At 44.1% G+C, this 23,752-nt stretch carries 23 protein-coding genes and 1 pseudogene; 11 read left to right on the top strand and 13 right to left on the bottom strand.

Annotation, left to right across the window (positions count from 1 at the left end):
• Nucleotides 1-10: 10 nt before the first annotated feature.
• From HMPREF9624_RS04825 to HMPREF9624_RS04845, 5 genes are all read right to left on the bottom strand, one after another.
• The gene (locus tag HMPREF9624_RS04825) at nucleotides 11-2,026 is read right to left on the bottom strand and encodes an FtsX-like permease family protein (RefSeq protein WP_009536778.1); all 2,016 of its coding nucleotides are present in this window, start codon (nucleotides 2,024-2,026) and stop codon (nucleotides 11-13) included.
• Nucleotides 2,027-2,028: 2 nt separating this feature from the next.
• Nucleotides 2,029-2,787, bottom strand: a complete 759-nt coding sequence (locus HMPREF9624_RS04830; protein WP_009536779.1) for an ABC transporter ATP-binding protein — start codon at nucleotides 2,785-2,787, stop codon at nucleotides 2,029-2,031.
• A gap of 155 nt (nucleotides 2,788-2,942) precedes the next feature.
• Nucleotides 2,943-3,869, bottom strand: a complete 927-nt coding sequence (locus tag HMPREF9624_RS04835) for a sensor histidine kinase (protein ID WP_009536780.1) — start codon at nucleotides 3,867-3,869, stop codon at nucleotides 2,943-2,945.
• Between the two features lie 27 nt (nucleotides 3,870-3,896).
• Nucleotides 3,897-4,574, bottom strand: a complete 678-nt coding sequence (locus tag HMPREF9624_RS04840) for a response regulator transcription factor (protein ID WP_009536781.1) — start codon at nucleotides 4,572-4,574, stop codon at nucleotides 3,897-3,899.
• Nucleotides 4,575-4,608: 34 nt separating this feature from the next.
• The gene (locus tag HMPREF9624_RS04845) at nucleotides 4,609-5,439 is read right to left on the bottom strand and encodes a 4Fe-4S binding protein (RefSeq protein ID WP_009536782.1); all 831 of its coding nucleotides are present in this window, start codon (nucleotides 5,437-5,439) and stop codon (nucleotides 4,609-4,611) included.
• A gap of 331 nt (nucleotides 5,440-5,770) precedes the next feature.
• Between HMPREF9624_RS04845 and HMPREF9624_RS12270 the strand changes: the two are divergent.
• Nucleotides 5,771-6,241 (top strand): annotated as a pseudogene (locus HMPREF9624_RS12270) (putative ABC transporter permease); the annotation flags it as partial.
• A gap of 57 nt (nucleotides 6,242-6,298) precedes the next feature.
• Nucleotides 6,299-7,117 carry a putative ABC transporter permease gene (locus HMPREF9624_RS11975; RefSeq protein WP_242822625.1) on the top strand — a complete coding sequence of 273 codons (819 nt, stop codon included), beginning with the start codon at nucleotides 6,299-6,301 and terminating at the stop codon, nucleotides 7,115-7,117.
• Nucleotides 7,118-7,291: 174 nt separating this feature from the next.
• Here HMPREF9624_RS11975 and HMPREF9624_RS04855 read toward each other — a convergent pair whose 3' ends face one another.
• Entirely contained in the window at nucleotides 7,292-8,239 is a 948-nt protein-coding gene (locus tag HMPREF9624_RS04855; protein WP_009536784.1) for an AEC family transporter, read from the bottom strand.
• An 11-nt stretch (nucleotides 8,240-8,250) separates the two neighbouring features.
• Nucleotides 8,251-9,888 (bottom strand): malolactic enzyme, encoded by a 1,638-nt coding sequence (locus tag HMPREF9624_RS04860; protein ID WP_278208891.1) that lies wholly within the window; start codon nucleotides 9,886-9,888, stop codon nucleotides 8,251-8,253.
• 312 nt (nucleotides 9,889-10,200) lie between these two features.
• Here HMPREF9624_RS04860 and HMPREF9624_RS04865 point away from each other — a divergent pair, with 312 nt between their 5' ends.
• Entirely contained in the window at nucleotides 10,201-10,473 is a 273-nt protein-coding gene (locus tag HMPREF9624_RS04865; protein WP_009536786.1) for a type II toxin-antitoxin system RelB/DinJ family antitoxin, read from the top strand.
• Nucleotides 10,470-10,751 (top strand): type II toxin-antitoxin system YafQ family toxin, encoded by a 282-nt coding sequence (locus HMPREF9624_RS04870; protein WP_009536787.1) that lies wholly within the window; start codon nucleotides 10,470-10,472, stop codon nucleotides 10,749-10,751. Before HMPREF9624_RS04865 ends, HMPREF9624_RS04870 begins: the two co-directional genes overlap by 4 nt.
• Before the next feature lie 34 nt (nucleotides 10,752-10,785).
• Here the strand turns inward: HMPREF9624_RS04870 and HMPREF9624_RS04875 are convergent, their stop codons facing one another.
• The 6 genes from HMPREF9624_RS04875 to HMPREF9624_RS04900 all read right to left on the bottom strand — a co-directional run bounded on the left by HMPREF9624_RS04875 (nucleotide 10,786) and on the right by HMPREF9624_RS04900 (nucleotide 16,308).
• A complete protein-coding gene (locus HMPREF9624_RS04875) occupies nucleotides 10,786-11,358 on the bottom strand; it encodes an HD domain-containing protein (protein ID WP_009536788.1) in 573 nt (190 codons plus the stop codon).
• Nucleotides 11,359-11,369: 11 nt separating this feature from the next.
• The gene (locus HMPREF9624_RS04880) at nucleotides 11,370-11,675 is read right to left on the bottom strand and encodes a HigA family addiction module antitoxin (protein WP_007157196.1); all 306 of its coding nucleotides are present in this window, start codon (nucleotides 11,673-11,675) and stop codon (nucleotides 11,370-11,372) included.
• A gap of 121 nt (nucleotides 11,676-11,796) precedes the next feature.
• On the bottom strand, nucleotides 11,797-13,053 hold the full coding sequence (dinB, locus tag HMPREF9624_RS04885) for a DNA polymerase IV (protein WP_009536789.1): 1,257 nt from the start codon (nucleotides 13,051-13,053) through the stop codon (nucleotides 11,797-11,799).
• Between the two features lie 49 nt (nucleotides 13,054-13,102).
• Nucleotides 13,103-13,735 (bottom strand): methylated-DNA--[protein]-cysteine S-methyltransferase, encoded by a 633-nt coding sequence (locus HMPREF9624_RS04890; RefSeq protein WP_009536790.1) that lies wholly within the window; start codon nucleotides 13,733-13,735, stop codon nucleotides 13,103-13,105.
• Nucleotides 13,736-13,759: 24 nt separating this feature from the next.
• Nucleotides 13,760-14,845 carry a PTS transporter subunit IIC gene (locus HMPREF9624_RS04895; protein WP_009536791.1) on the bottom strand — a complete coding sequence of 362 codons (1,086 nt, stop codon included), beginning with the start codon at nucleotides 14,843-14,845 and terminating at the stop codon, nucleotides 13,760-13,762.
• A gap of 158 nt (nucleotides 14,846-15,003) precedes the next feature.
• Nucleotides 15,004-16,308, bottom strand: a complete 1,305-nt coding sequence (locus HMPREF9624_RS04900; RefSeq protein ID WP_009536792.1) for an enhanced serine sensitivity protein SseB C-terminal domain-containing protein — start codon at nucleotides 16,306-16,308, stop codon at nucleotides 15,004-15,006.
• A 409-nt stretch (nucleotides 16,309-16,717) separates the two neighbouring features.
• Between HMPREF9624_RS04900 and HMPREF9624_RS04905 the strand changes: the two genes are divergently transcribed.
• The 7 genes from HMPREF9624_RS04905 (at nucleotide 16,718) to mprF (ending at nucleotide 23,698) form a co-directional block, all read left to right on the top strand.
• Nucleotides 16,718-17,068 (top strand): type II toxin-antitoxin system RelE/ParE family toxin, encoded by a 351-nt coding sequence (locus HMPREF9624_RS04905; protein WP_009429190.1) that lies wholly within the window; start codon nucleotides 16,718-16,720, stop codon nucleotides 17,066-17,068.
• Nucleotides 17,061-17,396, top strand: a complete 336-nt coding sequence (locus HMPREF9624_RS04910) for a helix-turn-helix domain-containing protein (protein WP_009536793.1) — start codon at nucleotides 17,061-17,063, stop codon at nucleotides 17,394-17,396. The genes HMPREF9624_RS04905 and HMPREF9624_RS04910 overlap by 8 nt, the downstream gene beginning before the upstream one ends.
• Before the next feature lie 142 nt (nucleotides 17,397-17,538).
• On the top strand, nucleotides 17,539-17,844 hold the full coding sequence (gene citD / locus HMPREF9624_RS04915; RefSeq protein WP_009536794.1) for a citrate lyase acyl carrier protein: 306 nt from the start codon (nucleotides 17,539-17,541) through the stop codon (nucleotides 17,842-17,844).
• Nucleotides 17,834-18,736 (top strand): aldolase/citrate lyase family protein, encoded by a 903-nt coding sequence (locus HMPREF9624_RS04920; RefSeq protein WP_009536795.1) that lies wholly within the window; start codon nucleotides 17,834-17,836, stop codon nucleotides 18,734-18,736. Before citD ends, HMPREF9624_RS04920 begins: the two co-directional genes overlap by 11 nt.
• Complete coding sequence (citF, locus tag HMPREF9624_RS04925) at nucleotides 18,729-20,303, top strand: citrate lyase subunit alpha (RefSeq protein ID WP_009536796.1); 1,575 nt, start codon at nucleotides 18,729-18,731, stop codon at nucleotides 20,301-20,303. The genes HMPREF9624_RS04920 and citF overlap by 8 nt, the downstream gene beginning before the upstream one ends.
• Before the next feature lie 66 nt (nucleotides 20,304-20,369).
• Nucleotides 20,370-21,110 carry an alpha/beta fold hydrolase gene (locus tag HMPREF9624_RS04930; protein WP_009536797.1) on the top strand — a complete coding sequence of 247 codons (741 nt, stop codon included), beginning with the start codon at nucleotides 20,370-20,372 and terminating at the stop codon, nucleotides 21,108-21,110.
• Nucleotides 21,107-23,698: a bifunctional lysylphosphatidylglycerol flippase/synthetase MprF gene (gene mprF, locus HMPREF9624_RS04935; protein WP_009536798.1), complete on the top strand. Its 2,592-nt coding sequence runs from the start codon at nucleotides 21,107-21,109 to the stop codon at nucleotides 23,696-23,698. The genes HMPREF9624_RS04930 and mprF overlap by 4 nt, the downstream gene beginning before the upstream one ends.
• Nucleotides 23,699-23,752 lie beyond the last annotated feature (54 nt).

A 23,752-nucleotide genomic window follows, 5' to 3' on the forward strand; every position in this document is an offset into this window, starting at 1 on the left:
AAATATCTTCCTATTCTACTATCCGCGTATAGGCTTTCTTGGTCAGCCGAAAAATCACAAGATAAACCAGCGCAAAGACAAGAAGTACCGCGGACAAACAGCCGGCATAAAGGGTCAGACTTCCCACTCCGAATAGTCCCAGTAGCCTGAAAACAATCTTGGAGGCTACGAGACAGTGCAGGGTTGCCACCGCTAAGGGACCGAAGAACAGCCATAGAATCTGAGAAGCCCCGGTCTTCTGAATCAAACGGTCGGAAAGCCCCAACTTCTTCATGATCTGCATCTTTTCTCTGTCTTCATAGCCTTCGCTGATTTGCTTGTAGTAGCTGATTAATACCGTGCCTGTCAGGAAAATGATGCCGATTAGCACCCCTAAGAATAAAAATCCGCCGTTTACTTCATATTGCGATTGCAAGTATTCGCCCTTATTTTCTACAGAATACCTGGCATTTCCCTTGAAATTTTTTTCCGTAAACGCCTTCAGCTGTTTCTTTAAGGCGCTGTACTTCGGCTGATACGCTTCCCCGGAAATCCCTTTCAGATTCCAATGGGTGGTCAATTCGATGGCAGTGGATTCACTGCGATGCTCCTTTGGCTGTAAATATTTTTCTATATACTGCATCGTAGCAAGATCCCGCACCACAATGCCGTAGCTTCCTAAAGCCACCATGTCCACCGGCAAGATATTTTCAATAGAGCTCACCTGAAACACCCGGTCTCCGATTTTCAAACTGCCCGGATTCTTCGGCGTATTTCTATTGTTGCAGAGCAGAATTTCATTTTCTCCTAAAAAAATATGCTTCTGAAAACGGGCATTGTAGCCGGCTAAATCATAAAGAATAATCATATTGGGATCTTTAGCATTCGCCATGTTCTCTTGCCCTTGCACAGGGAGGATTTGACCTTCCTCTACATAGCCCGCGGTAGCAAGCGTTGCCATGGTATATAAACCTTCTACCTCGGAAGGCTCGTTCACGCTTTCCAGCACCATTTGATTTAAAGACTGCTTCAAGTTTTCCCCTTCCTTTTCCGGATAGGAAAATGGGGAAAGCTCCATACTGTATTCTCTGGAAAATAAACTGTTTCCCTTATTTTGAATATTTGCATACATACAAATGGTGGTGGCAAGGCTCAAAATCACTCCTGTACTCAAGATAGAAATACTTGCAAGAGAAACCACATTTCCCTTGATACGATAGAGAAGTCCGCTGATGCTTAAGAACTTCTCCGGCTTGTAATAAGAAGGGCGCCTTTTCTCCATTTTCAAAAGCAGCACGGAAAAGGAAACATATAAAAGATAGGTCGCAAAAATTACCGCCAATACCGCAAGGAAAAAGTATGTAAAGGAAGACAGTAAGCCTTGGATAAAGAGCGCAATACCGTAGCCGACGCCGAGGAAAAGGAAGCCGATGAGAGACAGAAGCACTCTCGACTTCGGTTCACCCTCCCCCTCATGTCCTTTTTGTAAAAGCGCCATCGGGGTAGAAAAGGAAATCCGAAAACTGCTGCGGAGCAAGGTGAAAAGATAGAGGACAAAGAGCAAAACCGTGGTATAGAACAGGGTGGTAAAGCTGAAGGGAAAGTCCATCAGCCTCCCCGACACGTCTTTCATGATGAAGTTCAGCATGAGAAAGACCATTTGCCCAAAGAGATATCCGCCCACAATGCTCAGTAACAGGATAAAAGCAAAGAGGCAGAAAAATTCAATGGCAATAATCTTTCGGATATGCTTCTTCTCCAAGCCCAAAATGCCATAAAGAGCAAACTCCTTATTTCGTTTCTTCAGCATGAAATTAACTGCATATTGAACAAATACAAAAGTAAAAATGCAAAGAAGAATCGTACCGACTTGGATAAAAAGGGGCAAGTCCCTATGACGGGTTTCTACGTAATGATTGTCCAGTAAAGAAGCCATGATAAAGAAAAGCATTCCCATAATCCCGGAAGAAAGTACAAAGGGTATTTCTAAAAGTCGATTCGCCCGGAGATTTTTCAGAGCGAAGCGTCTTGCCATAAAAAAGCGCATGCCTAAACCTCCTTCCGTCTTCCCAGTACAAGCTGTGCCTCGGAGATACGCTCCATAAAATCACGCTGTCCCTCCTCATTTCCCCGATAAATCTCATGAAAAACCACGCCGTCTTTGATAAATAAGACTCTATCGGCGTAGGAGGCGGCCCGAAGGGAATGGGTTACCATCAAAATAGTCTGTCCCTCTGCATGAATCTTGTGAAAGAGCTGTAAAATCATCTCTGAAGACGCGGAATCCAACGCGCCTGTAGGCTCATCCGCAAGAAGGAGTGAGGGGTTCGTTATCATGGCTCTGGCAATGGCGATACGTTGCTTTTGTCCGCCGGACACCTCATAGGGATACTTCTCTAGGAGCTCTTCTATTCCCAGAATCCCCTGCATTTTTGCTAAACGCTCCTGCATCAGGCTTTCTTTCTCTTCCGATAAAACAAGGGGAAGGAAAATATTATCCCGGTTATTAAACTGATCCAAAAGATTAAAGTCCTGAAAGACAAATCCGAGTTCCTTTCTTCGAAAGGCGGAAACTTCTTCTTTCTTGAGACTCCCCACGTCCCTTCCATTTAATAAAAGAACACCGGAGCTGGGACTGTCCAGGGTAGCAAGGATATTTAAGAGGGTAGTCTTTCCTGCACCGGACTCTCCCATAATCGAGATAAACTCCCCCTTTTCCACGGAGAAATTTACATCCCGGAGGGCTTCCGTTGTCAGATTCTTGGTCTGATAGACTTTCTTGATATTTTTACATTCTAAAATGGACATTCGTTTTAAACTCCCTTCTACACATTGCCTTGCCTCATTTTCTTTTCAGGAAGGCTTGGAACAAGAAGAAGTATAAAACGCATAGCCGATTTTTGCCTTTATTTAAGATGACAAAATAAGGGATAAAGCTTACAGAATTGTAAGATTGAAAGAGCTTAGTTTGGAAAACGCAAAGTGAAGCAGCTTCCCACTGCCACGGTAGATTCTACCGATACGGAAATCTGCAAAAATCCGGCAATCTTCTGCACCATATAGAGTCCCAGTCCGCTGGACTTCTCCGTAGCCCTGCCATTAAAGCCGGAATAGCCCAGGTCAAATATTTTCTTTAAGTCGGAAGAGGGAATTCCGATACCCGTATCCTGTATCCGAAGAGAGGAACTTTCCCGCTCAAAAGAGAAGGTGATACTGCCTTCTTTCGTGTACTTTAGAGCATTGGAAAGAAGCTGCTCTAAGAGAATCGAAAGCCATTTTTCATCGCTAATCACTTCCGCTTTTTCTCCGTTGCCATCCGTGCTGAACCCCTCATAGTGAAGAGATAGTTGTTTTTCAATAAAAATGGGCGCGTACTTTTTGAACAGACGTTTTAAACAGGCTTCCAAATCCACCGGATGAATATCCATGTCGGCAGAACGGTTCTGCATTTTCAAATAGTTCATCGCCATGTTGCTGTACTCTTCGATATAGAACATTTGCTCTTCGAGCTTCTTTTTATGCTCACTTTCCGTTTTTCGAAGAAGAAGCTTAGACACGGTAATCGGTGTTTTAATCTGATGCACCCAGAGAAGAAAATACTCGGAAAGCTCCCTTTTTTCCTCTATCCGCCTGCGTTCTTCTTCCTTTTTCTCTATTTCCAGCCGCTCCAAGGCTTTTTCCAAGCTTTCCTTCCGGACAAAGGAAAAGTAGCCCGGGACAAGATAGACAAAGAGCAAAAAGCCGCTCAGCTCCGCCCCTAAAACAAAATAATTCCAAGGCAAATGCCCAAAGAAAAAAATCCCTCCGAAAAGGGACAGCAAAAGCAGGAAAAACCCTAATAAATCTGATTTTGTTTGAAGATACGCCGGTATCCGGTTTTTTATCTGCATCGTGGTTTTTCCGCCTCCTTTTAATCACTACTTTTCTAACGCTAAAAAATACCCAATCCCTTTCTTGGTTTGGATCAAATCCTCTAAGCCCACAGCAGAAAGCTTCTTTCGGAGCCTTGTGATATTGACGGAAAGGGTGTTGTCATCCAGAAAATCCTCTCCCTGCCAACAATGGTTCATGATTTCCTCTCTTTTTGAAATTCCTCCCTTGGCTAAGAATAAACACTCCAAGATGAGCAGTTCCGTCTTTGTTAAGTCGATCCGAAAGTCTTCTCTCTGAAGAGCTGCCTTTGCTAAATCCAGCTGCAATCCATGAAAGGAAAGCTTGTCCTGCACTGCGATATATTCATAGGTTCTTCGAAGCAGCGCCTGAATCTTCGCCCTTGTCACATATAAATCAATGGGCTTCACGATATAATCATCCGCCCCGAATTGCATAGCCTGTACCATGTCCATGGACTCGCTGTGGGAAGAAAGAAAGAGGATGGGAACATGGGAAAACTTACGGATTCTTTCCGTCCAATAAAAGCCGTTGTAAAAAGGTAAGCTAATATCCATTAGAATCAGCTCCGGATTGCATTCTTCCACTTCATCACTCACCCTTTGAAAATTCTTTACGGATTCTACCGTATAGCCCCATTGCATAAGCTCATCCTTTAACAGCCTTACGATATTTTCTTCATCTTCTACAATAAAAATCTTCATATTCCGGCCTCACCTAATCTATCCTTTTTTTCCCTTACAGCGCCCTCTTCGGGCAGACCTTTACACATTCCATACACAGGATGCAATCCGTCCCGTTTTTTCTCTTCCTGGAATTGTCCGTCATTTCCACATCCATGGGGCAGACCCTCTTACATTTTCCGCAGGAAATGCATTTATTCTCATCACAACGAATCCGTACCAAAGAAAAATAACTCATGGGCTTTAGAAATACGGTAACCGGGCAAATGTATTTGCAGAAAGCCCGATTATCCTTGCAAAGAAAAGCCAGAGCAATCCCCACAAGATAATAGGCGAGATTTCCGATAAGGAAAGCCCAAAACATAATCCTTTCCAAGTTTCCTACCTTCAAAAGAAACAAAGCGGAAACAAAGAGGAAAGACAAAGCAAACGTCAGATAGCGAATCCAGCCAATATTTTTTCGAGGAAGCGCTCTCGTTTTATAGGGTAGAAAATCCAAAACCATGGCAGTCCAGCAGGCATAACCGCAGAAGCCTCTTCCAAAAATCAGCGGCCCGAAGATTTTTGCCACGGCATAATGAATGGTAGCCGCCTCGAAAACACCGGTGAACAAGTAGTACCAAAATCCCTCAATTTGCATATTTTCCCGGTTGATAAGCCCTAAATAAACAAGCATATAGAGTCCCACCAGAAGCTGTACAATACGGCGGGCATAGGGATATTTTCTTCCAAGCAGAAAAATTCCGAAAGATAGTGAGATTCCAATATAGCTAAAGTTGAAAAGATAAAAAAGATTATGCTTCGTAAGCCAAAGACTCACCGCAACCGCTTCAAAAATGCCGCCGATCAGAAGCACCAAAGCATATTTTTTCAAGAAATCGCGCAAAGAAAGCTCCTCTCCCGTGTAAATCCATTCTTTTTAGTCCTAGAGGGTAAAACCGGGCTATAGGACTACTCTGAGTTATAGGACAAAATATATTGCCAAAAGTTTGTCTCAGTAAATTGTATGCTTATCGTTTCTTATTTTCAAGTTCTAGCGAATAAACACCGGAATCCTAAAGCTACTAAACCAAATCCTTATAATGGGTAACACTACAATGTCTTGACGAATATTATCCTATTTCATAGAATTTATGGACTGGAGAATATCTAAACTGTATAAAAGTATTCTTTTGAAAAATTATTAAAAGTAATAAACAAAAAGGAGTGTAAGGGGTATGCCATTATTTTCAGGAACAGACCTAGTCTTATATTTTTTCTTTTACGGCTTTTTTGCCTGGATTACCGCCACTATTTTTGTAAGCCTAAAGGAACAGTGCTACAGAAATTTTGGAATTTTAAATCTTCCAATCTTGGTTCAACCTGCACTAATCATGATTTTCTTAATTTTCCTATCCTCCGGAAAAAGGGTCAGCACGCCGGGATTACTATTTATGACCTTTCTTTATGGTATTTTTACAGACAACATATCTTTATTTTTTCTACATAAATTTTATCAAAATAAGAACAGCCGGGAAATTTTCCCAAAAGGAAATCTGAAAATCTCTGCTGCTTACTCTATACTCCTTACTATTCCGGGATATGTCCTGCTAAAGAGCTTCCACCCGCTTCTTTTTTCTGTGGTCTCTTTGCTTCCACTTTCTCTTGTTCACCTCCTTGCTGCTCTCCTCTTGCTTTCCCTTGTTTCCGATATTGTTTTGCTCTATCTTCTTCCCAGAAAATACTACATAAAGCAGGAAGAAATTTTGGCTCACAATAGAAAACTGCGATTAGGAGAATGGATTTCCCGAGGTATTTGGAATAGAATTTACCGCCAATATCCAAGTCTTTTAGCAGAAAATGAAGAAAACTCTGTAGAAAATGGAGCTTCTCCATCTGCAGGAATTGCCGCCTCCGATCAATTCCTGCAACAACAAGGAATTATTTTTGCCGAAGGAATTCACTTTTATAAACTGATTTGGATGCTGCTCATTACCTCTTTTATGGGAGATATCATTGAAACCGTCTATGTCTTTCTGACAGCCCACATCCTGATGCGGCGTTCCAGTTTGGTGCTCGGTCCATTCAGTATTGTCTGGGGTTTAGGCGCGGTTATCCTAACACTGGTGCTCAGTAAGGTCAAAAAGCAGAATAATCTTTCCATCTTCATTGCCGGATTCTTCTTTGGTGGAGCCTTTGAATATCTCTGCTCCGTATTCACCGAGGTTTTCTTTGGCATGAAGTTTTGGGATTATTCCCATATGCCCTTTAACATAGACGGAAGAACCAATCTCCTGTTTATGATTTTTTGGGGAATCGTTTCTGTGCTTTGGTTTCATTACGCCTACCCTCCTATTTCCCGGTTTATTGAAAAGATACCGCCTATCCTGGGTTCCGTGCTGGCAATAGCTATTGCTATATTTTTCCTTTCCGACTCCATGGTTACCGCCATGGTCATGGTAAGAGCCACGGATCGAAAAGAACATCCGGAGCCAAGAAATGCTATAGAAAGCTTTATAGATCAGGAGTATCCGGAAAATGTAGTCCGTGCCCTCTGGCCCAATATGAATTTTCTTGGCGAATAGCCAACGGCTGATGCCGGAGTAGATGTTCCTGTCCTAATGGATAAGCTAGAAAGCGGACAGACAAGAATCCTATCCAGAGTCTGCAAAAAAGAGCGGGATTCCCGCTCTTTTTCTATCCTTCGTTTATGGGCATAGCTACTGCCCCAAATGAAGTCTTAATATTTTTCATTTCCTTTATCCCAGTAAAGTCATCACTACAGGTACGACAACGACAAACAGCACCGTACTGATAGTTACCACATTGGTGGAAAACTCCACATCTCCGTCTCCCTGACTGGCAAGGATTGGGAGAACCGCAAGAGCCGGCGCGGCAGACTGAATCACGAAGGTATTGAACTCCTTCGTGGGTAAGCCCTTTCCGGTAAAGTAGAGTAAAACATACATAATAACCGGAGCCAGAATAAAACGTCCCACAATCGTCACTACGGTATCCTTATCAAAGTGGATACTCTTTAGCCCTGCCTTTGCAAGAATAATACCAATGTAAATTAATGACAAGGGCGTTACGATGTTTCCGATGTAGGTCAGGGTATTTCCTGCGAAGGTCGGTACCGGAATCCGTAAAACGAGGAATACCAGTGCAATCAGGAACCCCACCAAGGGTGCCGGTAAAAGCTTCTTCCAGTCAAACTTTGTTCCTTTTTTCTTTTCTCCTCCTACACTGTCCGTAGTCATGATGTAAACTCCCAGCGTCCAGGTAGAAATTGTATTTGTAATATAGTAAATCAGAAAATAGGGAAGGGCATCGTCTCCGAAGAGTGCCACATTTAAAGGTAAGCCGATGAAAATGGTGTTGGCATTTACAAAGGTATTGATCATAGTGCCTCGTCTTCCGGCACGCACACCGAAAACTTTCACCGCCAAAAAGCCAAAGACATAGGTCAGGGCAAAGGCGCCGAAGGTGTACAGCAATCCACCGGAAAGGCTAATGAGCTTATCCACAGTGAGATACTTTAAAACCGAGACAAAGATCGATACCGGTAAAGCTACATTCATAATCAGGCGGGAAAGGTTCGGTCCGAAGCTCTCTGAAAACCATCCCTTTGTCTGTAGGATATAGCCCAGAGCAATAATCACAATAATGGGAATAATGCTCTGAATCGAGGTGAGAAATACAGTCATTTTCCCCTCCTTTATTGATACTTCGGATACCACTTAAAGTCATGCACTGCCTTCACCATATCCTGCTCCTTGGCACGGGCAAGTCCCTGCTCCTTGGCCTTCTTCGCTACCGCTTCCGCAACCTTAATGGAAACCTCGCCCACATACTTGAAAGGCGGAAGCACCGGTGCGCCGGGCTTTGTAATATCGGTAATACCGGAGAGAGAATCCGCAGCTGCCGCGATCATTTCGTCGGTGAGGAGGCTCGCCTCCGATGCCAGCATACCAAGACCGAGTCCCGGATAAATTAAGGCATTATTCGCCTGTCCAATTACATAGTTTACGCCTTTATAGGACACATCGTCTGCGGGAATACCCGTTGCCACGAAAGCCTTTCCGTCAGACCAGGTGATTAAATCCTCTGCGCTTGCCTCCGCAAGCTCTGTCGGGTTAGACAGTGGGAAAATGCAGGGGCGCTCCGTATTCTTACACATTGCCTCTACAACTTCTTGCGTAAAGGTTCCCGGTACAGTGGAAGTTCCCACTAGAATGGTTGCCTTTACTGTCCGTACCACTTCGGCAAGATCCGTCAACTTGTCTGCATTCGGAAAATCGGAACGTTTTTTTGCAAAGGGACGTTGCTCGGGTGTCAAATCCTCCATGTCGTCAAAAAGCAGACCCTGCTTGTCCACCATAAAGAAGCGCTTGTAAGCCTCTTCCTCGGAAAGACCCTCTCTTACCATTTCCCGATGGACTCTGGAGGCAATACCGGCTCCTGCCGTACCTCCGCCAAAGCAGAGATAAACCTGATTCGTCAGCTTCTGTCCGGAAATCGCCATCGCTGCAAAAACGCCGCCCAGTGTCACGATTCCTGTTCCCTGAATATCATCGTTGAAGGTCGGAATCTGCTTCCGATATTTCTCCAATATATTGGCTGCATTTCCTCTTCCAAAATCCTCCCAGTGCAGATAGAGCTTCGGGAAAAGGCGCTCTGCGGTCTGTACAAACTGCTCAATAAAATCGTAGTAACGGTCTCCGCGAACTCTCTCATGACGATTGCCAAGGTAACGCGGATTGTTACGAAGCTCTTCTCTGTTCGTTCCGCCGTCAATCACAAGAGGCAAAACGTAGGAGGGATTGATTCCTGCTGCGCCGGTATACACCATGAGCTTTCCTACGGAAATGTCTACCCCGTTGGTTCCCCAGTCTCCGATTCCAAGAATCCCCTCCGCGTCAGTCACCACGATAAGCCGAATTTCTCTGTCTTCCGCCGCATTTTTCAAGGTCTTCTCAATATTCTCGGGGTGATTGATATCCAGATATGCCGCATACTGTGGATCTACAAAGAGATCGCTATAGTGCTCAATGGTTTCTGCAATGGTCGGGTCATAAACAATGGGGTTGAATTCTGCGAGATGCTGAGAAAAAAGATAGTAGAAGAGCGTACGATTGGTGTTGAAAATCTGCATCAAGAAGAGCCGCTTTTCCAGATTATTTGCCTTCGTCTGCATCTGTGCGTAGGTTTCTTCCGCCTGCTCTTCAATGGTCTGCACGTGGGGCGGTAAAAGTCCGATAAGACCTAATTTTTCCCTTTCCTCCATGGTAAATGCCGTGCCCTTGTTTAAAAAGGGGTTGTTCAAAATTTCGTGTGCTTTCATAAGATTCCTCACTCTCTCTGAAAAGGGATATTCCCCGTGAAGATGGATGAACCATCGTGTGTCCGTGCACTATAACATCGGTATAAATTTAATGCAACGCAGCTATAAATTATTTAACAGAAAGTTCACAGGGCCCTGTTTATGTTACCCAAAAAGGTTACAGGCGTCTTGCGGTCATGGATATTGCGTATTATGAGGAAATCTTGTAAAAGATGCATATTGTAATGACAAGATGTTGATATTAGATAAATTTTGTTTTATCCTATCATTCAGACAATGAACTATTAATTGTAAATCGGGAAGAAGAAATTGGAGGTACTTTGCATGGCAACAACAAATTTAAACATCAGAACCGATAAGGATATTAAAGAGCAGGCGGATCAGATTTTCTCCGAGCTGGGACTGAATATGACTACTGCCATTAATATGTTTCTTAGAACAACTATCCGTGAAAACGGGATTCCCTTTTCTTTAAAACTGGATACTCCAAATGAAGAGACAGTTGCTGCTATCGAGGAAGGACGCCGTATTGCCTTAGATAGTAGCGTAAAATCCTATAAAACTATGGATGAACTCAAGGCGGCTTTGGAAGTATGAAATACGAAGTCAAGTTCACTAATCTGTTTAAGAAAGATCTTAAGCTCGCTAAAAAACAGAATAAAGATTTAAATAAACTATTTGATGTAGTAAATATTCTAGCAGAAGGCGGCATGTTAGAGGAAAAATATCGAGATCATGACCTATCCGGTAAGTATAAGGGTACAAGAGAATGTCATATTGAACCAGATTGGTTGTTAGTATACGAAATTCAAAATGACGTTCTCGTCCTTATGCTCTACCGTCTTGGAACTCACTCGGAATTATTTAAGAGATGAGCTGGAAAATTAAACTATTTTATATTTTCAATGTTTAATTCATTTCCTCTCCCCACTCCTTCAGAAACTCCTCCATGAGCTTATCCCTTTTCTCTGCCATCTTCTTGGCTGAAGGAGTATTTAATTCCTTAGAAACCAGTAAAAGCTTGTCATAAAAATGCTCGATGGAATTCTCCAAGCTCCTACCGTGGCTTCCACCAAATTGAAAGCATCGAGCAATACCGATAGCGCCAATCGCTTCCAGACGGTCTGCATCCTGCACGATTTTTCCCTCAATAGTCTCCGGAACTCTCCCTCTATTTTTACTAAAAGAAACGGAATTGATATTTCTGCATATTTCCTCAATTCGCTCTTCGGAAAGACCCTCCTCCTGCAAGAAGCTTCTGGCATTGGCATTGTTTTCTGTATGGAAAAGCTTATGATCATCGCAATCATGTAGGAGAGCGGAAAGCGCAATAATTTCCTCTTCTCCCTGCCCTTCCGCTTTAGCAATCGACATCGCATTTTTATATACTCGCAAACTGTGGGAAAGGTCGTGCCCATCTCCATTTCCCTGAAAAAGCTTTGTGATATAGTCTACCGCCCTTTCGATTCTGCTTTCTCCCATACACTTACCCTCTATAACGCCACTGTATTTTCCGTAGGCAAACTCGGAAAAGCAATAACATTATTGACAATATTCTGCTCTGCCTCCCAGATGGTAAGCTTTTGCTGCATATTCATCCAGCTCTCAACGGAAGTTCCGGTGGCTCTACTAATACGAATCGCCATTTCCGGGCTCAGAGAAACCTTTTCATGAACAAATTCCGAAAGAGCTTTCCTACTAATCCCTAACATTCCGGCAGCTTCTGTAATCGATAAATTTAATGGTTTCAAAACATCCTCAAAAAATACAGTTCCCGGATGTGTCGGTTTTCTTTTCATAGTTGGTCTCCTTACTTCAATCAATGATAATCTTGATAATCCACTAAATAGGCATCCTGTCCTTCAAAGTAAAATGTCACTATACATCTGGTTTTTAACGTAACCTCCCGCGTTACAAATGTCAATCTTTTCCTCCGAACTTTCGCATCTCCTCTATCAAATCATACACTCGCTCTCCGGAAAGAATCGTGTTCTTTCTGTCCTGAAACAGGGTGCCGTAACGATCCTCCATTTGCCTCCAGCGCTCTTCCCTCTCTCTTTCTTCCCGCTCTTTTTCTTCCGTGAAAATGTCGGAAAAGCTAAGCTGTCTTCCTTCATTTTCCTCCAAATGATAAAAACCTTCCCCGATTAGCCGGACTCTGCGCCTGGGAATCTGCTGTAAGAGGGCAGAGGCATTTTTATACAAGGAAAATGCACTTTGGGTGCTTTCGGAAATGAGGGCAGAACGGGTAATGGTTTTCATATCCGCAAAGGTGATTTTTAGAGAAACCCCTCTTGCATAAAGCCCGTATCGCTTCGCCCGATTCTCCACACGGAAGGATAGGAGAAACAGCACATCATCCAAAAAGGAATAGTCCGTCACATCCTCCTGAAAAGTCATTTCTTTGCTGATGCTTTGGGTGTCCTCCGGACGGTAGGGAACCACTTTTCGATGGTCGATACCGTAGGAAAGCTCCAAGAGCATTTTCCCCTGATTTCCCAGAAGACGAAGCACTTCCTTTTCTTTTTCCTGCAAATCCTTTACGGTATAAATCCCGAAGGAATGAAGTTTTTCCGCCGTTTTTGCCCCTACCGTGAAAAGCGCCCGAACATCTCTGTCCCGTAAAAGCTCTACATAATCTTCTCTTCTTTGAATCATAAAGAAACCGTTGGGCTTCTTCTCTTCACTGGCGGTTTTTGCCGCCGTTTTCCCATAAGCGATCCCTACAGAGCAGGTAAGCCTCAGCTCTTCCGCAACCCTCCTTTGAATTTCCCGCCCGATTTTTTCCGCTTCGAAAAAATCTTTGGCCACCTTGGTTAAATCAAGATAGCCCTCGTCGAGGGCAATGTATTCTACCTGCTTGGTATAGCTTTCCAGAATTTCATGGAGCTCCTCTGACACCGCCTTATACTTTTCAAAATCCGGATACAGAAAAACAGCCTTCGGGCAAAGCCGAAAGGCTTCTTTGCTGTTCATGGCGGAACGGACACCGTATTTTCTTGCTTCATAATTGCAGGTTGCCACCACGCCCCGCTCCGTGGGTTTCGCACCGATAATCAGGGGCTTATCTTTAAGAGTCGGATTGTCCCGCATTTCCACGGAAGCATAAAAGGCGTCCATATCCACATGAAGGATGATTTGATTTTCTTGATATTCAGCATACAAAGATTCTGGCATTTTATCAGGCTTTCTTATATTTTACTTCTTTGTTTCTTTAAGTCCGCATTCAATTTTTGACTTCCATTCCATACTTCTTTAAGTCCACTTTTCCGTCCTTCACTTCCACTCCATCTTCTTCCAGGCGTTTTCTCTGTTCATCCTCTCCTCCGAAAGCAAAGGCAGGAGCAAGCTCTCCCTTGGAATTCACAACCCGAAAGCAGGGGATATGCTTCGGATCCGGATTCTTATGCAGGGCATTTCCCACGGCACGAGACATCTTTTTATTTCCCGCCATCTCCGCAACCTCCGCATAGGTGGCTACCTTGCCCTTGGGGATCTTCTTCACCGCCTCGTAAATCCTTTTTGTGGGGGAATCGGAAATGAGGCTGTAGCTTTCCGAAATCATTCTCCGAAGCTCTTCCTCAGGAATACTGCCGTCTAAAAGGATTGTATTCCAATGCTCTTTATTCTGGTGATAGGCAGGCTGCACCGCAGGATAAACTCTTCTCCAAAAATCCCGCCATTCCGGATGTACCTTCACATTCAGGTTCACGAAACCATCTCTTTCGTAGATAAGCAGAAAAGCCTTTTTATTTTCCCGAAAACGAATCAGCTCCCAATCCGCCGTACGGAAAGGACAGTCTATATAGCTATCCGGAAAAGACAAGCCGAATTGTATTGCTTCTTCTCTCGTTTTCATTGCTTTCTCCTTCTACCTGTTTTTTTAAGAAGCCAATTTCATATCCCCCTCTTTAATCCATCCCATTTTCCGGCAAAAGGCGGAACAAAGTAAGGATAAAATAGCCGGAAGAATAAAGCAGAGAAGCAGTAAGGAAATCCAGTCCATCGCTGTTACAGCGGACTTACCGCCCTCCTCTACCGCCTTTAGCCATCCGGTATATACACCAATCGGGCCTACGAGTCCACATGTTCCCATACCGGAAGTCACCGCAGGTCCATTATTTTCAAAATGGAAAATGCAGGTCGCCAAGGGTCCTGTAATCATGGATGTAAAGGTCGCGGGAATCCAAATCCTCGGATTTTTTACGATATTTCCCATCTGCAACATGGAAGTTCCCAAGCCTTGAGAAACAAGCCCGGATACTCCATTTTCCTGAAAAGAAATTACCGCAAACCCCACCATCTGTGCGCAGCAACCTGCCACAGCCGCTCCTCCTGCAAGGCCGGTGAGTCCAAGAGCCGCACAAATGGCTGCAGAGGAAATCGGAAGGGTGAGAGCAATACCCACGAGAGCCGAAACCAGGATTCCCATAAAGAAGGGCTGCAGTTCCGTCGCCCACATGATGAGGCTTCCTACCTGTATAGCCGCTTTACCGATAAGCGGTGCCAAAAGAGCGGAGAACAGCATTCCAGAGCCTATCGTCACAAGAGGAGTCACCAGAATATCCACCTTCGTTTCTTTAGAAACCGCCTTTCCGATCTCTGTGGAAAGAATAGCCACAAATAGTACGGCGAGTGGTCCTCCGGCTCCTCCCAAAGCATTGGAAGCAAAGCCCACGGTAATTAAGGAGAACAGAACCAGAGGAGGCGCTTGCAAAGCATAGGCAATAGCCGTAGCCATAGCCGGCCCGCTCATTGCGGAAGCCATAGCGCCCACAGTGTAATCCACACCGCCGATAGTAGCCACTACTCGGGTTAATGCGGAAACTCCGAGGCGTTGCCCTATCGTATTTAAAATAGTGCCGATTAAGAGGGAGCAAAAAAGTCCCTGCGCCATAGCGGATAAGGCATCTATCCCGTAGCGTTTCAGTGAAATTTCAATATTTTTTCTCTTTAAAAAAGCCTGCATTTTCTTCCTCCTGCCTTTCTGTTCGAGCTATCCGATGTTTAGCTCTTTGATTCTTGCTTTTCAATTCCGGCTTTCCTATTCTAGCTATCCGATTCTAACTTTCCTTTATAAGCGATCTTTAAGCCTATACTATTTTAACTGTTTTTCAAAAAATACAGCTATTCCCTTACATATAGCGGCTCCTCAGTCCTTGCTCCCTTTGCAAAATCTCCTCTTTGTAAGGTCACAAAATCCATATAGGGAACCCGATGCAAAATATCCCGACAGCTTTCATAGATTTCCTTAAAGCATTCATGACAATGCTCCTCCGGCATGTCCACAATAATCAGATAAGAAGTAGTTCCGCTTTCATCCCTTTTTAAAAGCATATCCAACATTGCAATCTCGGAATGTGTCTTTGCAAAGGATATAAGTCTCCTATGCAAGGCTTCCACTTCTTCATTTTCCTCCGGATAGCCCAGCAGAACCTCCGTATCTTTCTTCACTTCCACGGACTGTACTTTCGCTTCCCCAAATTCACTTTGGTATCCCGGGGAACTCATCAGGTTATGGATAAGTGTAGGGCTTACATAGAAGAGCTGTGGTCCATAAGGATTAATTACAAATCCCTCTCCCTTAGTAAGCATGGAAACAATTTGAGGGAAGCCGGCAATCATGGTTTCTCTTTTCCATCCTGCCTCCATCTGCTGATTCATAGCCCCCATTTGCTGATCCATAGCGCCCAGTGCAAACCAATCCGTAAACACCGGAAGGGCCGATTCTCCCCGATCCATCGTTACATGAGGGATGGTGAGCTTCATCCCCGCCTTTAGGGTTACAGAGCCATCCTTTTCTCCCATTGGCAGGCTTCCGTCTGTCTCTATCGCCACCAGGTAATGACTTCGTACCAGCTCTCTAAAAAAGAGATTCAGAAATTCTCCCTCTCCTTGCCTTTCAAAAAACACGCGACTTAAGCCTAAAAGATAGGGATTCTCCACCGCTTGATGCACATTTGCTTCAATCTGATAGGGAATATCCGTGATTACAGCATATTTCCAGTCCGGAGAAAGAATATCTTTTCGAGAGAAGAAGAGCTTTACCCTTCTCGCCCCTTGTGTTTCCGGTGTTTCCTCTTGTTCCTCTTGTTCCTCTTTTTTTACCTGCTCCGCAAATGTCGTACTTTCTTCTATCTTCATAATCGTTAGGTGAGAAATCGTTCCATCACGATGCAGGGCATAAGCTTTCTCCCCTTCTTTGGCATTTCCAAAGAGTTGGCCTTCTACAGAAAAACAATCCCCCTCTACAGTTGCATAGCTTTCCGCCATCAGAGTAAAGCGGGTTCGCTCAGCTCTGTCATGGTTTTCTTGCTGCTCTACATTGTCATTGCTATGCTTCTCGGAATCGACTCCATTCCCACTATTCCTTTGATTTTCAGACTTAGCCTCGTCTTTTCGAGCAAAAAACTTCTTTAATCCTTCTAACATTCTATCCTCCCGAAATCGCATAATTTCAGACTAAAGATTTGCGAAATCCCCTTTGTCCCTGTTCCTTTTGTGCTATACTGTAGGCAAATACTATATCCCTTAAAAAAATCTTGAACTCACAGCATTCTCTATAATCTCAAAAACATAAAAAGCAATTCTATAAAGTTTCTAAAAAGTAAACCTACTCAAGTATTTTATCTTATTATTCCACTGTATTCCATACACTTATTTATCTTCTATAACTCTTCTAAGGCTATCGTCACGTATCCTAATATTTTGTATAGATTCATGCATTATCACAATACTCTTCTTTTATTTTAATTCATTCTTCTTTTTTCCCTTAGCAAAATCAGTTCCATTTTCTTTGACACCCTATTAAATAGGGTGTATCATATCAGGAGACAAGACTATGACAAGAACATTTATTCAAACCAATGAGTTTTCCAAAAATTGGGATATATTGGGCTTTGATGATGAAGACCTACGCTTATTGGAACTTAGCATTCTAGAACATCCGGAAAAATATCCTATCATGAAAGGAACCGGTGGGCTTCGAAAAGCCAGAATTTCTTTGGATAAAAAAGGGAAAAGCGGAGGAGCCAGAGTTTGCTTCGTGGATTTTATTTTGGTTGAGACGGTATATCTGATTACCGTATACGGAAAGAAAGAAAAAGACAATCTTTCCAACGCAGAACGAAATCAAATCAAAAAGATGATTGATACGCTAAAAAAGACCTTGGAGGAGGCACACAATGAGTAAAAAAGCAGTATTCGACAGCATTTTATCCGGACTAAATGAAGCACTGGAAGATGCAAAAAAAGAGACTCCCTCGTTAAAAAGACAGCAGGTCACCGTTATTCCGCTTAAAGTATATGGAGCAAATGATATAAAAAAAATCAGAAATTCAACCGGTCTGTCCCAAAAATACTTTGCAAGTTATATGGGCGTTTCCATTAAAACTGTAGAAGCTTGGGAAGCAGGTACCAACCATCCTTCCGGTTCAGCCAGCAGACTTCTTCACATGATGGAATTGGATAACGAACTCACAGAAAAATATCCCTTTATTTCCAAGGCTTCCTCCACCTGATATTTTTCACAAGAAAATCACACCCTTCTTTCTTCAAGAGGTCTATACTATGCGACGAAGAATAGCATGATTTCACGAAAAGATGTATAGTACTTGAACAATGCAGATTCCCCGAAGGGATGGAAGGTCGAAAGGAGTCGTTATGGAAATCCAAAAAACAGCCAGTGCCGGCACTACGGAGAAATGTGATTGCCTGGTAACCGTTTCCAAAGGAAGCGGCGGCAGAACGGTGCAGCTTAAGTCCAAGGTGCTCTACGAGTACGGAGACAGAATGGTCGCCTTGGTACACCAGTGCCTTACGAAAATGGGCATTCAGGATGCCCTCGTGGAGGTAGAGGACATGGGCGCCTTTGACCACATCCTTGTGGCAAGATTACAGGCCGCTGTTTACCGCAGTCAGGATAAAACGGAAAATATTCCTTGGGGGGAGCTGCTCTATGAATCATAAAAATCGTCTGCGAAGAAGCATGATGTTTCTGAACGCACAGAAACCGAATCTTTTAAAGGATCCTTATATCTATGGGGCGGACTCCTTGATTTTCGATCTGGAGGATGCTGTAGCCCTTGGAGAAAAGGATGCTGCAAGGTTTACCCTCTTTCATGCCTTAAAAAAAGTAGATTATCAAAACGCAGAAAAAGTGGTGCGGATTAACGGCATCGATACCCCCTTTTGGAAGGAGGATATTCGCTGCGTCGTCTTTGCCGGCTGTGACAGCATTCGCATTCCGAAAACGGAATCCAAGGAGGATATTCTTTTGGTGGAAGCGGAAGTAGCAAAGGCGGAACAAGAAGCCGGTGTGGCTCCCGGAAGCACCCTTCTTATGGCGGCCATTGAGTCTGCCAAGGGCGTGGTGCATTTGGAAGAAATATGCCATGCCTCGGAGAGACTCTTCGGGGTAGCTTTATCCGCAGGAGATTATACCAAGGATTTACATACAGGAATCAGCGAAAGCGGCGTAGAGCTAAGCGGTGCAAGGCAACTGATGATTATTCATGCCAGAGCCGCAGGAATACAGTGCTTTGATACCGTTTATACCAATCTGGAGGATATGGAAGGCTTCCGGAAGGAAGTGGAGCTGATTCACACCATGGGCTTTGACGGAAAGTCCATTATAAACCCGAGACAGATTCCCGTTGTGCATGCTGTTTATACGCCAAGCGAGGAGGAAATTACCTTTGCCGAAAAAGTAGTACAGGAAATTGATGAGAAACGAAGTCAGGGCATCGGCGTATTTACCGTAGATGGGAAAATGATAGATATCGCCTTTTATGACGGAGCCAAAAGAACCCTTGCGCTGGCAAAGGCTGCCGGCGTTTTGGAGGAGGTGCAAAATGATTAATGCAGTGGGTAGAGAGATTCCGGATGCGGTTTTAGCGGAAACCGGGAAAACGGTATTTCGGGGGAGCAGACATTTTGACGGCTATTCTTATGAAAAGACAGCAGTAAAAGCAAGAGCACGAATCGGTGGCGAGGGCAGTAAACTGGAGAAGGATTTGCAGGAGGTTTTGCGAAAATGCAACGCCCATGACGGCATGACCATCAGCTTTCATCATCATTTTCGGGAAGGAGACCTGGTGGCTATGCAGGTGATGCAGGCTATTCACGAGATGGGCTTTAAGAACATTACCATCTGTGCCAGCTCCCTAAGCAAAGCACAGGACGAGCTGGTTCCCATGCTGGAAGACGGTACCGTAACCCATATCGAAAGCTCCGGAGTTCGGGGGAAAATCGGAGAAGCCATCAGTGAGGGGAAATTACAGGGAATCGCTATTCTTCGTTCCCACGGCGGAAGAGTCCGGGCCATCGAAACGGGAGAAACGAAAATCGACATTGCCTTTATCGGGGCTCCAAGCTGTGATGAATACGGAAATTGCCGGGCAGTAGGGGGAAACAGCAACTGCGGTGTGCTCTCCTACTCTGCCATTGATGCGGAGTATGCCGAGTATGTGGTGGTTTTAACGGATTGTCTCGTTCCTTTTCCGAATTTTCCGGCAGATATCAGTATGACTGACGTGGACTATGTACTAAAGGTGGATGCTATCGGAGATCCGGAAAAAATCGCTACCGGTGCCGCCCGTCCCGTGACGGATAGAAGAAAACTGATGATGGCGGAAAGCTGTGCAAAGTTCATTGCCGCTACCCCCTATTTTAAAGAAGGCTTCACCTTTCAAACCGGTATAGGCGGTGCAGCCAGTGCCACGGCACTTTGTCTTTCGGAGAAAATGCGGGAGAAAAACATTCATATGGGCTTTGGCGCCGGAGGAATGTCCAAACCCATGTGCGATTTATTGGATGAGGGTTTGGTTTCCTGCCTTTTGGATACCCAGGACTTTGATTTACCTTCTATCGAGAATCTGATTTCCCATCCGAAGCATTTTTCCATCAGCACAAAGGAATATGCCGATCCCTTCTGTAAAGGCGCGGTGGTCAATAAACTGGACTTTGTGATTTTAGGCACTCTGGAAGCAGATATACATTTTCACTGCAATGTGGTGATGAGCTCCGAGGGAGAATTAATGGGGGCTCAGGGAGGACATCCGGATACGGCGGCCGGAGCAAAATGCACCATTGTCATCACGCCTTTGGTACAGGGAAGAATTCCCACTATTCGAAATGATGTGACTACCGTTACCACCCCCGGGGAAACTGTGGATGTGATTGTTACTGACTATGGCATTGCCATTAATCCCCGGCGGCCGGAGCTTTTGGAGGCTGCAAAAGCCGCTAAACTTCCCATAAAGAGTATTGAAGAATTACGAGATATTGCCTACAAAATCTGTGGAGAACCGGCTAAACTGGAATTCGAGGATAAGGTAGTTGCCATTATCGAAGCAAGAGACGGCAGTATCATGGATGTTGTGAGAAAGCGAAAGGATAAAAGTCTACTTACACTAAGCGCTAGATGAAAACCAGTAAAGCCAAGTGCCATTCTTATAAAACCAAGTATGTAATTTACGCCAAGGGAGTTCAAAATGGAATTTTATTGTAAAAGCGGAGAACGAATCCATGTGGATATTCTGGGAGAAGGCTTTCCCATTGTCTTCCTCCATGGAAATAATCTGCAAAGCAGCTATTTTGCAAAGCAAAGAGTTCTCGAGAAAAGTTTTAAGCTCCTCTTTGTAGATAGTTTGGGGCATGGGAAATCCGGAGAACTACAGGGAGAAACAAGCTTTGCTTACCTTGCTGATAGTCTGGAGGAGCTGCTTTCCTCCCTTTCCATAGAAAAATGTCTTTTGGTGGGGCACAGTGACGGCGCGAACCTGGCTCTGGAATACGCCGGTCGCCATGGGGAGAGAGTAGCCGGAATTCTGGCAAACAGCGGAAATATTACTTTTTCCGGTCTAAAGTTCCTTCCCCGCTATGCCTGTTATCTGGAAGAATGGCTCTATCGCTTTTTAGGGCTCTTCCTTCCCGCCTTTAAACGGAAGTCCAGGGTTTCTCCCCTTTTACGGGAAAATGTGGATGTGCCGAAAGAGATTTTCCGAAAGGCGCCTTACCCCGTAGTGGTTTTGGTGGGTGATAGGGATATGATTAAGCGAAAGCACAGTATGGCTATTGCAAAGCTTTTCCCCAAAGGCAAATTTCTGGAAAGAAAAGGACAGGGACACAATATCCCGAAAAAGGATAGCGTTTACTTTAACCGCTTGATAGAAAAAATGGTGCAGGGCATACAGTTAGAAACTCCGGTTTCCATAGTAAGGAGGAAAAATTGAATAAGCTGATTTCTTTTTTCAAAAAATGGCAGAATGTTCTAAAGAGCATTCTTTTCCTAAGCATTTCTATTTTGGTGCTTTTGGAACTTGTTAAAATGGGAAAGACCATTTCCCCGGAGGCGGTAAAAAGCATCTTAAGCGGCTTGTCCCCTTTCCAAATTGTAAGTCTCCTTGTTATCGGAATCCTTTCCGTTTCTCCGATGATGCTCTATGACTTTATCCTTTGTAAGGAGCTGAAAAAGAAGATTTCTTTGGGGAAGCTGATAGAAAGCAGCTGGACCATCAACAGCTTAAACAACCTGATCGGCTTTGCAGGCCTTGTGGACGTGGGACTGCGTTACAGCTATTTTACGGAGGAGGATAAGGGCGAAGAAACCATGCAGGGCATTTCCAAGGTGATGCCTTATTTCATGTCCGGGCTTTCCCTCTATTCCTTGCTATCCTTCGGGCTCTTGTTTTTCGTTCAGAAAAATGCCGTTTTAAGACCCTACAGCTTTGTCCTCCTTCTAGCTTCTCTGATTCTTCCGGTCTTGCTTTTTCTTTCCACCAGAAAAAACTGGTCCTACTTTGGAAATCTATCTAAGAAAAAGATTCTGGCTTTAATCGCAACTTCCCTCCTCGATTGGGGCTTTGTTTCCTGCTTTTTCTTTTACTGCGGAAGGACACTGGGCTACAGCGTTTCCCTTGCCAATACCCTGCCGTTGTTCTTTATCTCCATTTGCATCGGTATCGTCTCCATGATTCCCGGAAGTCTCGGAAGCTTTGATTTAATGATGATGAGCGGTCTTTTACATTTTTCCGTAAATCGAAATGAGGCGGCAAGCTGGCTGCTGCTTTTCCGTATCTTTTATTACATCATTCCCTTTGCCATCGGTCTCCTTTTCTTTATCAAAAGTATGGGAGGGCAGATTAATCAGAAATTTTATGGTCTGCCGAAGAAGCTTAGCTCCCTACTGGGACAGGGCATCAGCCACTTTATGGCAACTTTCTTTGGTTTTTTTCTGATGGCCACCGCCATTCTTCCCGATGAAATCCATAGTATTCCTCTGATTGGACAAATGGATCCCATAAGGGGGCAGCTACTCTGGCAGTTTCCAAGCTTTCTTCTGGGTTCTCTTTTCTTCCTGTTGGGAAGACTTTTAAAAAGAAAAGCCGCCTTTGCCAAACCCTTTTCCCTTCTGCTTTGCCTTGTGACACTTTTCTATATCAATCTGGGAAGCCCTTCTCTTTTCAGTAGTCTCTACCTTCTGTTGTTTCTGCTGATTCTCTTTTTTCGAAGAAAAGAGCTTTCCAGAAAAGCCTTTTTTTACCCGGTGGAAGACCGTTTGAAGGACTTTTCCTATATTCTGGGAAGTATTTTCATTACCCTCTTCCTTTTATACCTTTCCAGCGGCAATACCGGAAAGGATAGTCTCGGCTTCCTGATTTTCCATAAGGGAGTTCTGCATAAGTTACATACTTTCTCAAAGCCCCATTTTTTCACGGTCTTTTTAGACTACTTTCTTCATCTTTTCGCCTATTTTCTGATTCCTGCGCTTTGCTATATTGCCGTGGGCGCGCTGGCAAGAGATAAACATTTTTCCTTCGGAGAAAAATTCAATCAGGAACGCTTTCAGAACTTTTTGCAAAGCTTTCCCAATACGAACTTAGATGCTTCTCTGGCATTCCTTGGCGATAAGCTACTGTACTATTATCAGGAAAATGGAGTGGATAAGATGGTTTTTCAATTTGCCTTAGAAGACGGAAAAGCGGTGGTCATGGGAGAGCCCATCGGGGAAGAAAGATATTTTCCTGCTGCAATCTCTTCCTTTACTGCGGAAGCGGAGGAAAAAAATCTTACCCCGCTCTTCTATGAGGTAGGCCAGGACTTAACCCTTCTCCTCCATAACCATGGCTATGAATTTATGAAGTTCGGAGAAAGTGCAAAGGTTCCTCTTTCCGACTTTGATCTCGTGGGAAAATCCGGTAAAAAGTTCCGTGCCGCGGTCAATAAAATAGAAAACAAAGGATATACCTTTCAAGTACAGTACCCGCCTTTTTCCGATGCCTTTTTACAGGATTTGGAGAAAATATCGGATGCCTGGCTTTCCGGAAGACAGGAAAAAGGCTTTTCTCTGGGCTTCTTTGACAAAGGCTATCTCTCTCTTGCTCCCATTGCCTGCGTATTGGATTCCGAAGGACATGTGCAGGCCTTCTCCAACTTCCTCGTTTGCAATGGAGAAAAAGAAGCAAGCATTGATTTAATGCGTTATAATCCGGGCACGGAAAGTAACGGCATTATGGACTACCTCTTTGTGGAGATTTTCCTGTATTTTAAAGAAAAAGGCGTGGAATACTTTGATTTGGGTATGGCTCCTCTCTCCAACGTAGGACAGGAAGAGCATAGCTTTTTCCAAGAAAAACTGGCCTTTCTGGTTTATGCCTTTACCAATCGCTTCTACTCCTTTTCGGGACTACGAAAATATAAGGACAAGTTCTCACCCCTTTGGGAGGCAAGATACCTGTCCTATCCGAAGGACAGCAGTCTGCTCTTTGATCTGCTGGTGATTTTCAAGATAGATAACCGGAAGGTAAAGACGGAAAACTAGATTCTCGCTGAAGGATTACTTTATAGAAAAATCATAGTCTCTTGGCAATCCTGC

Origin of the sequence: Oribacterium asaccharolyticum ACB7, assembly GCF_000238075.1 — a bacterium.
GTDB lineage: Bacteria > Bacillota > Clostridia > Lachnospirales > Lachnospiraceae > Oribacterium > Oribacterium asaccharolyticum.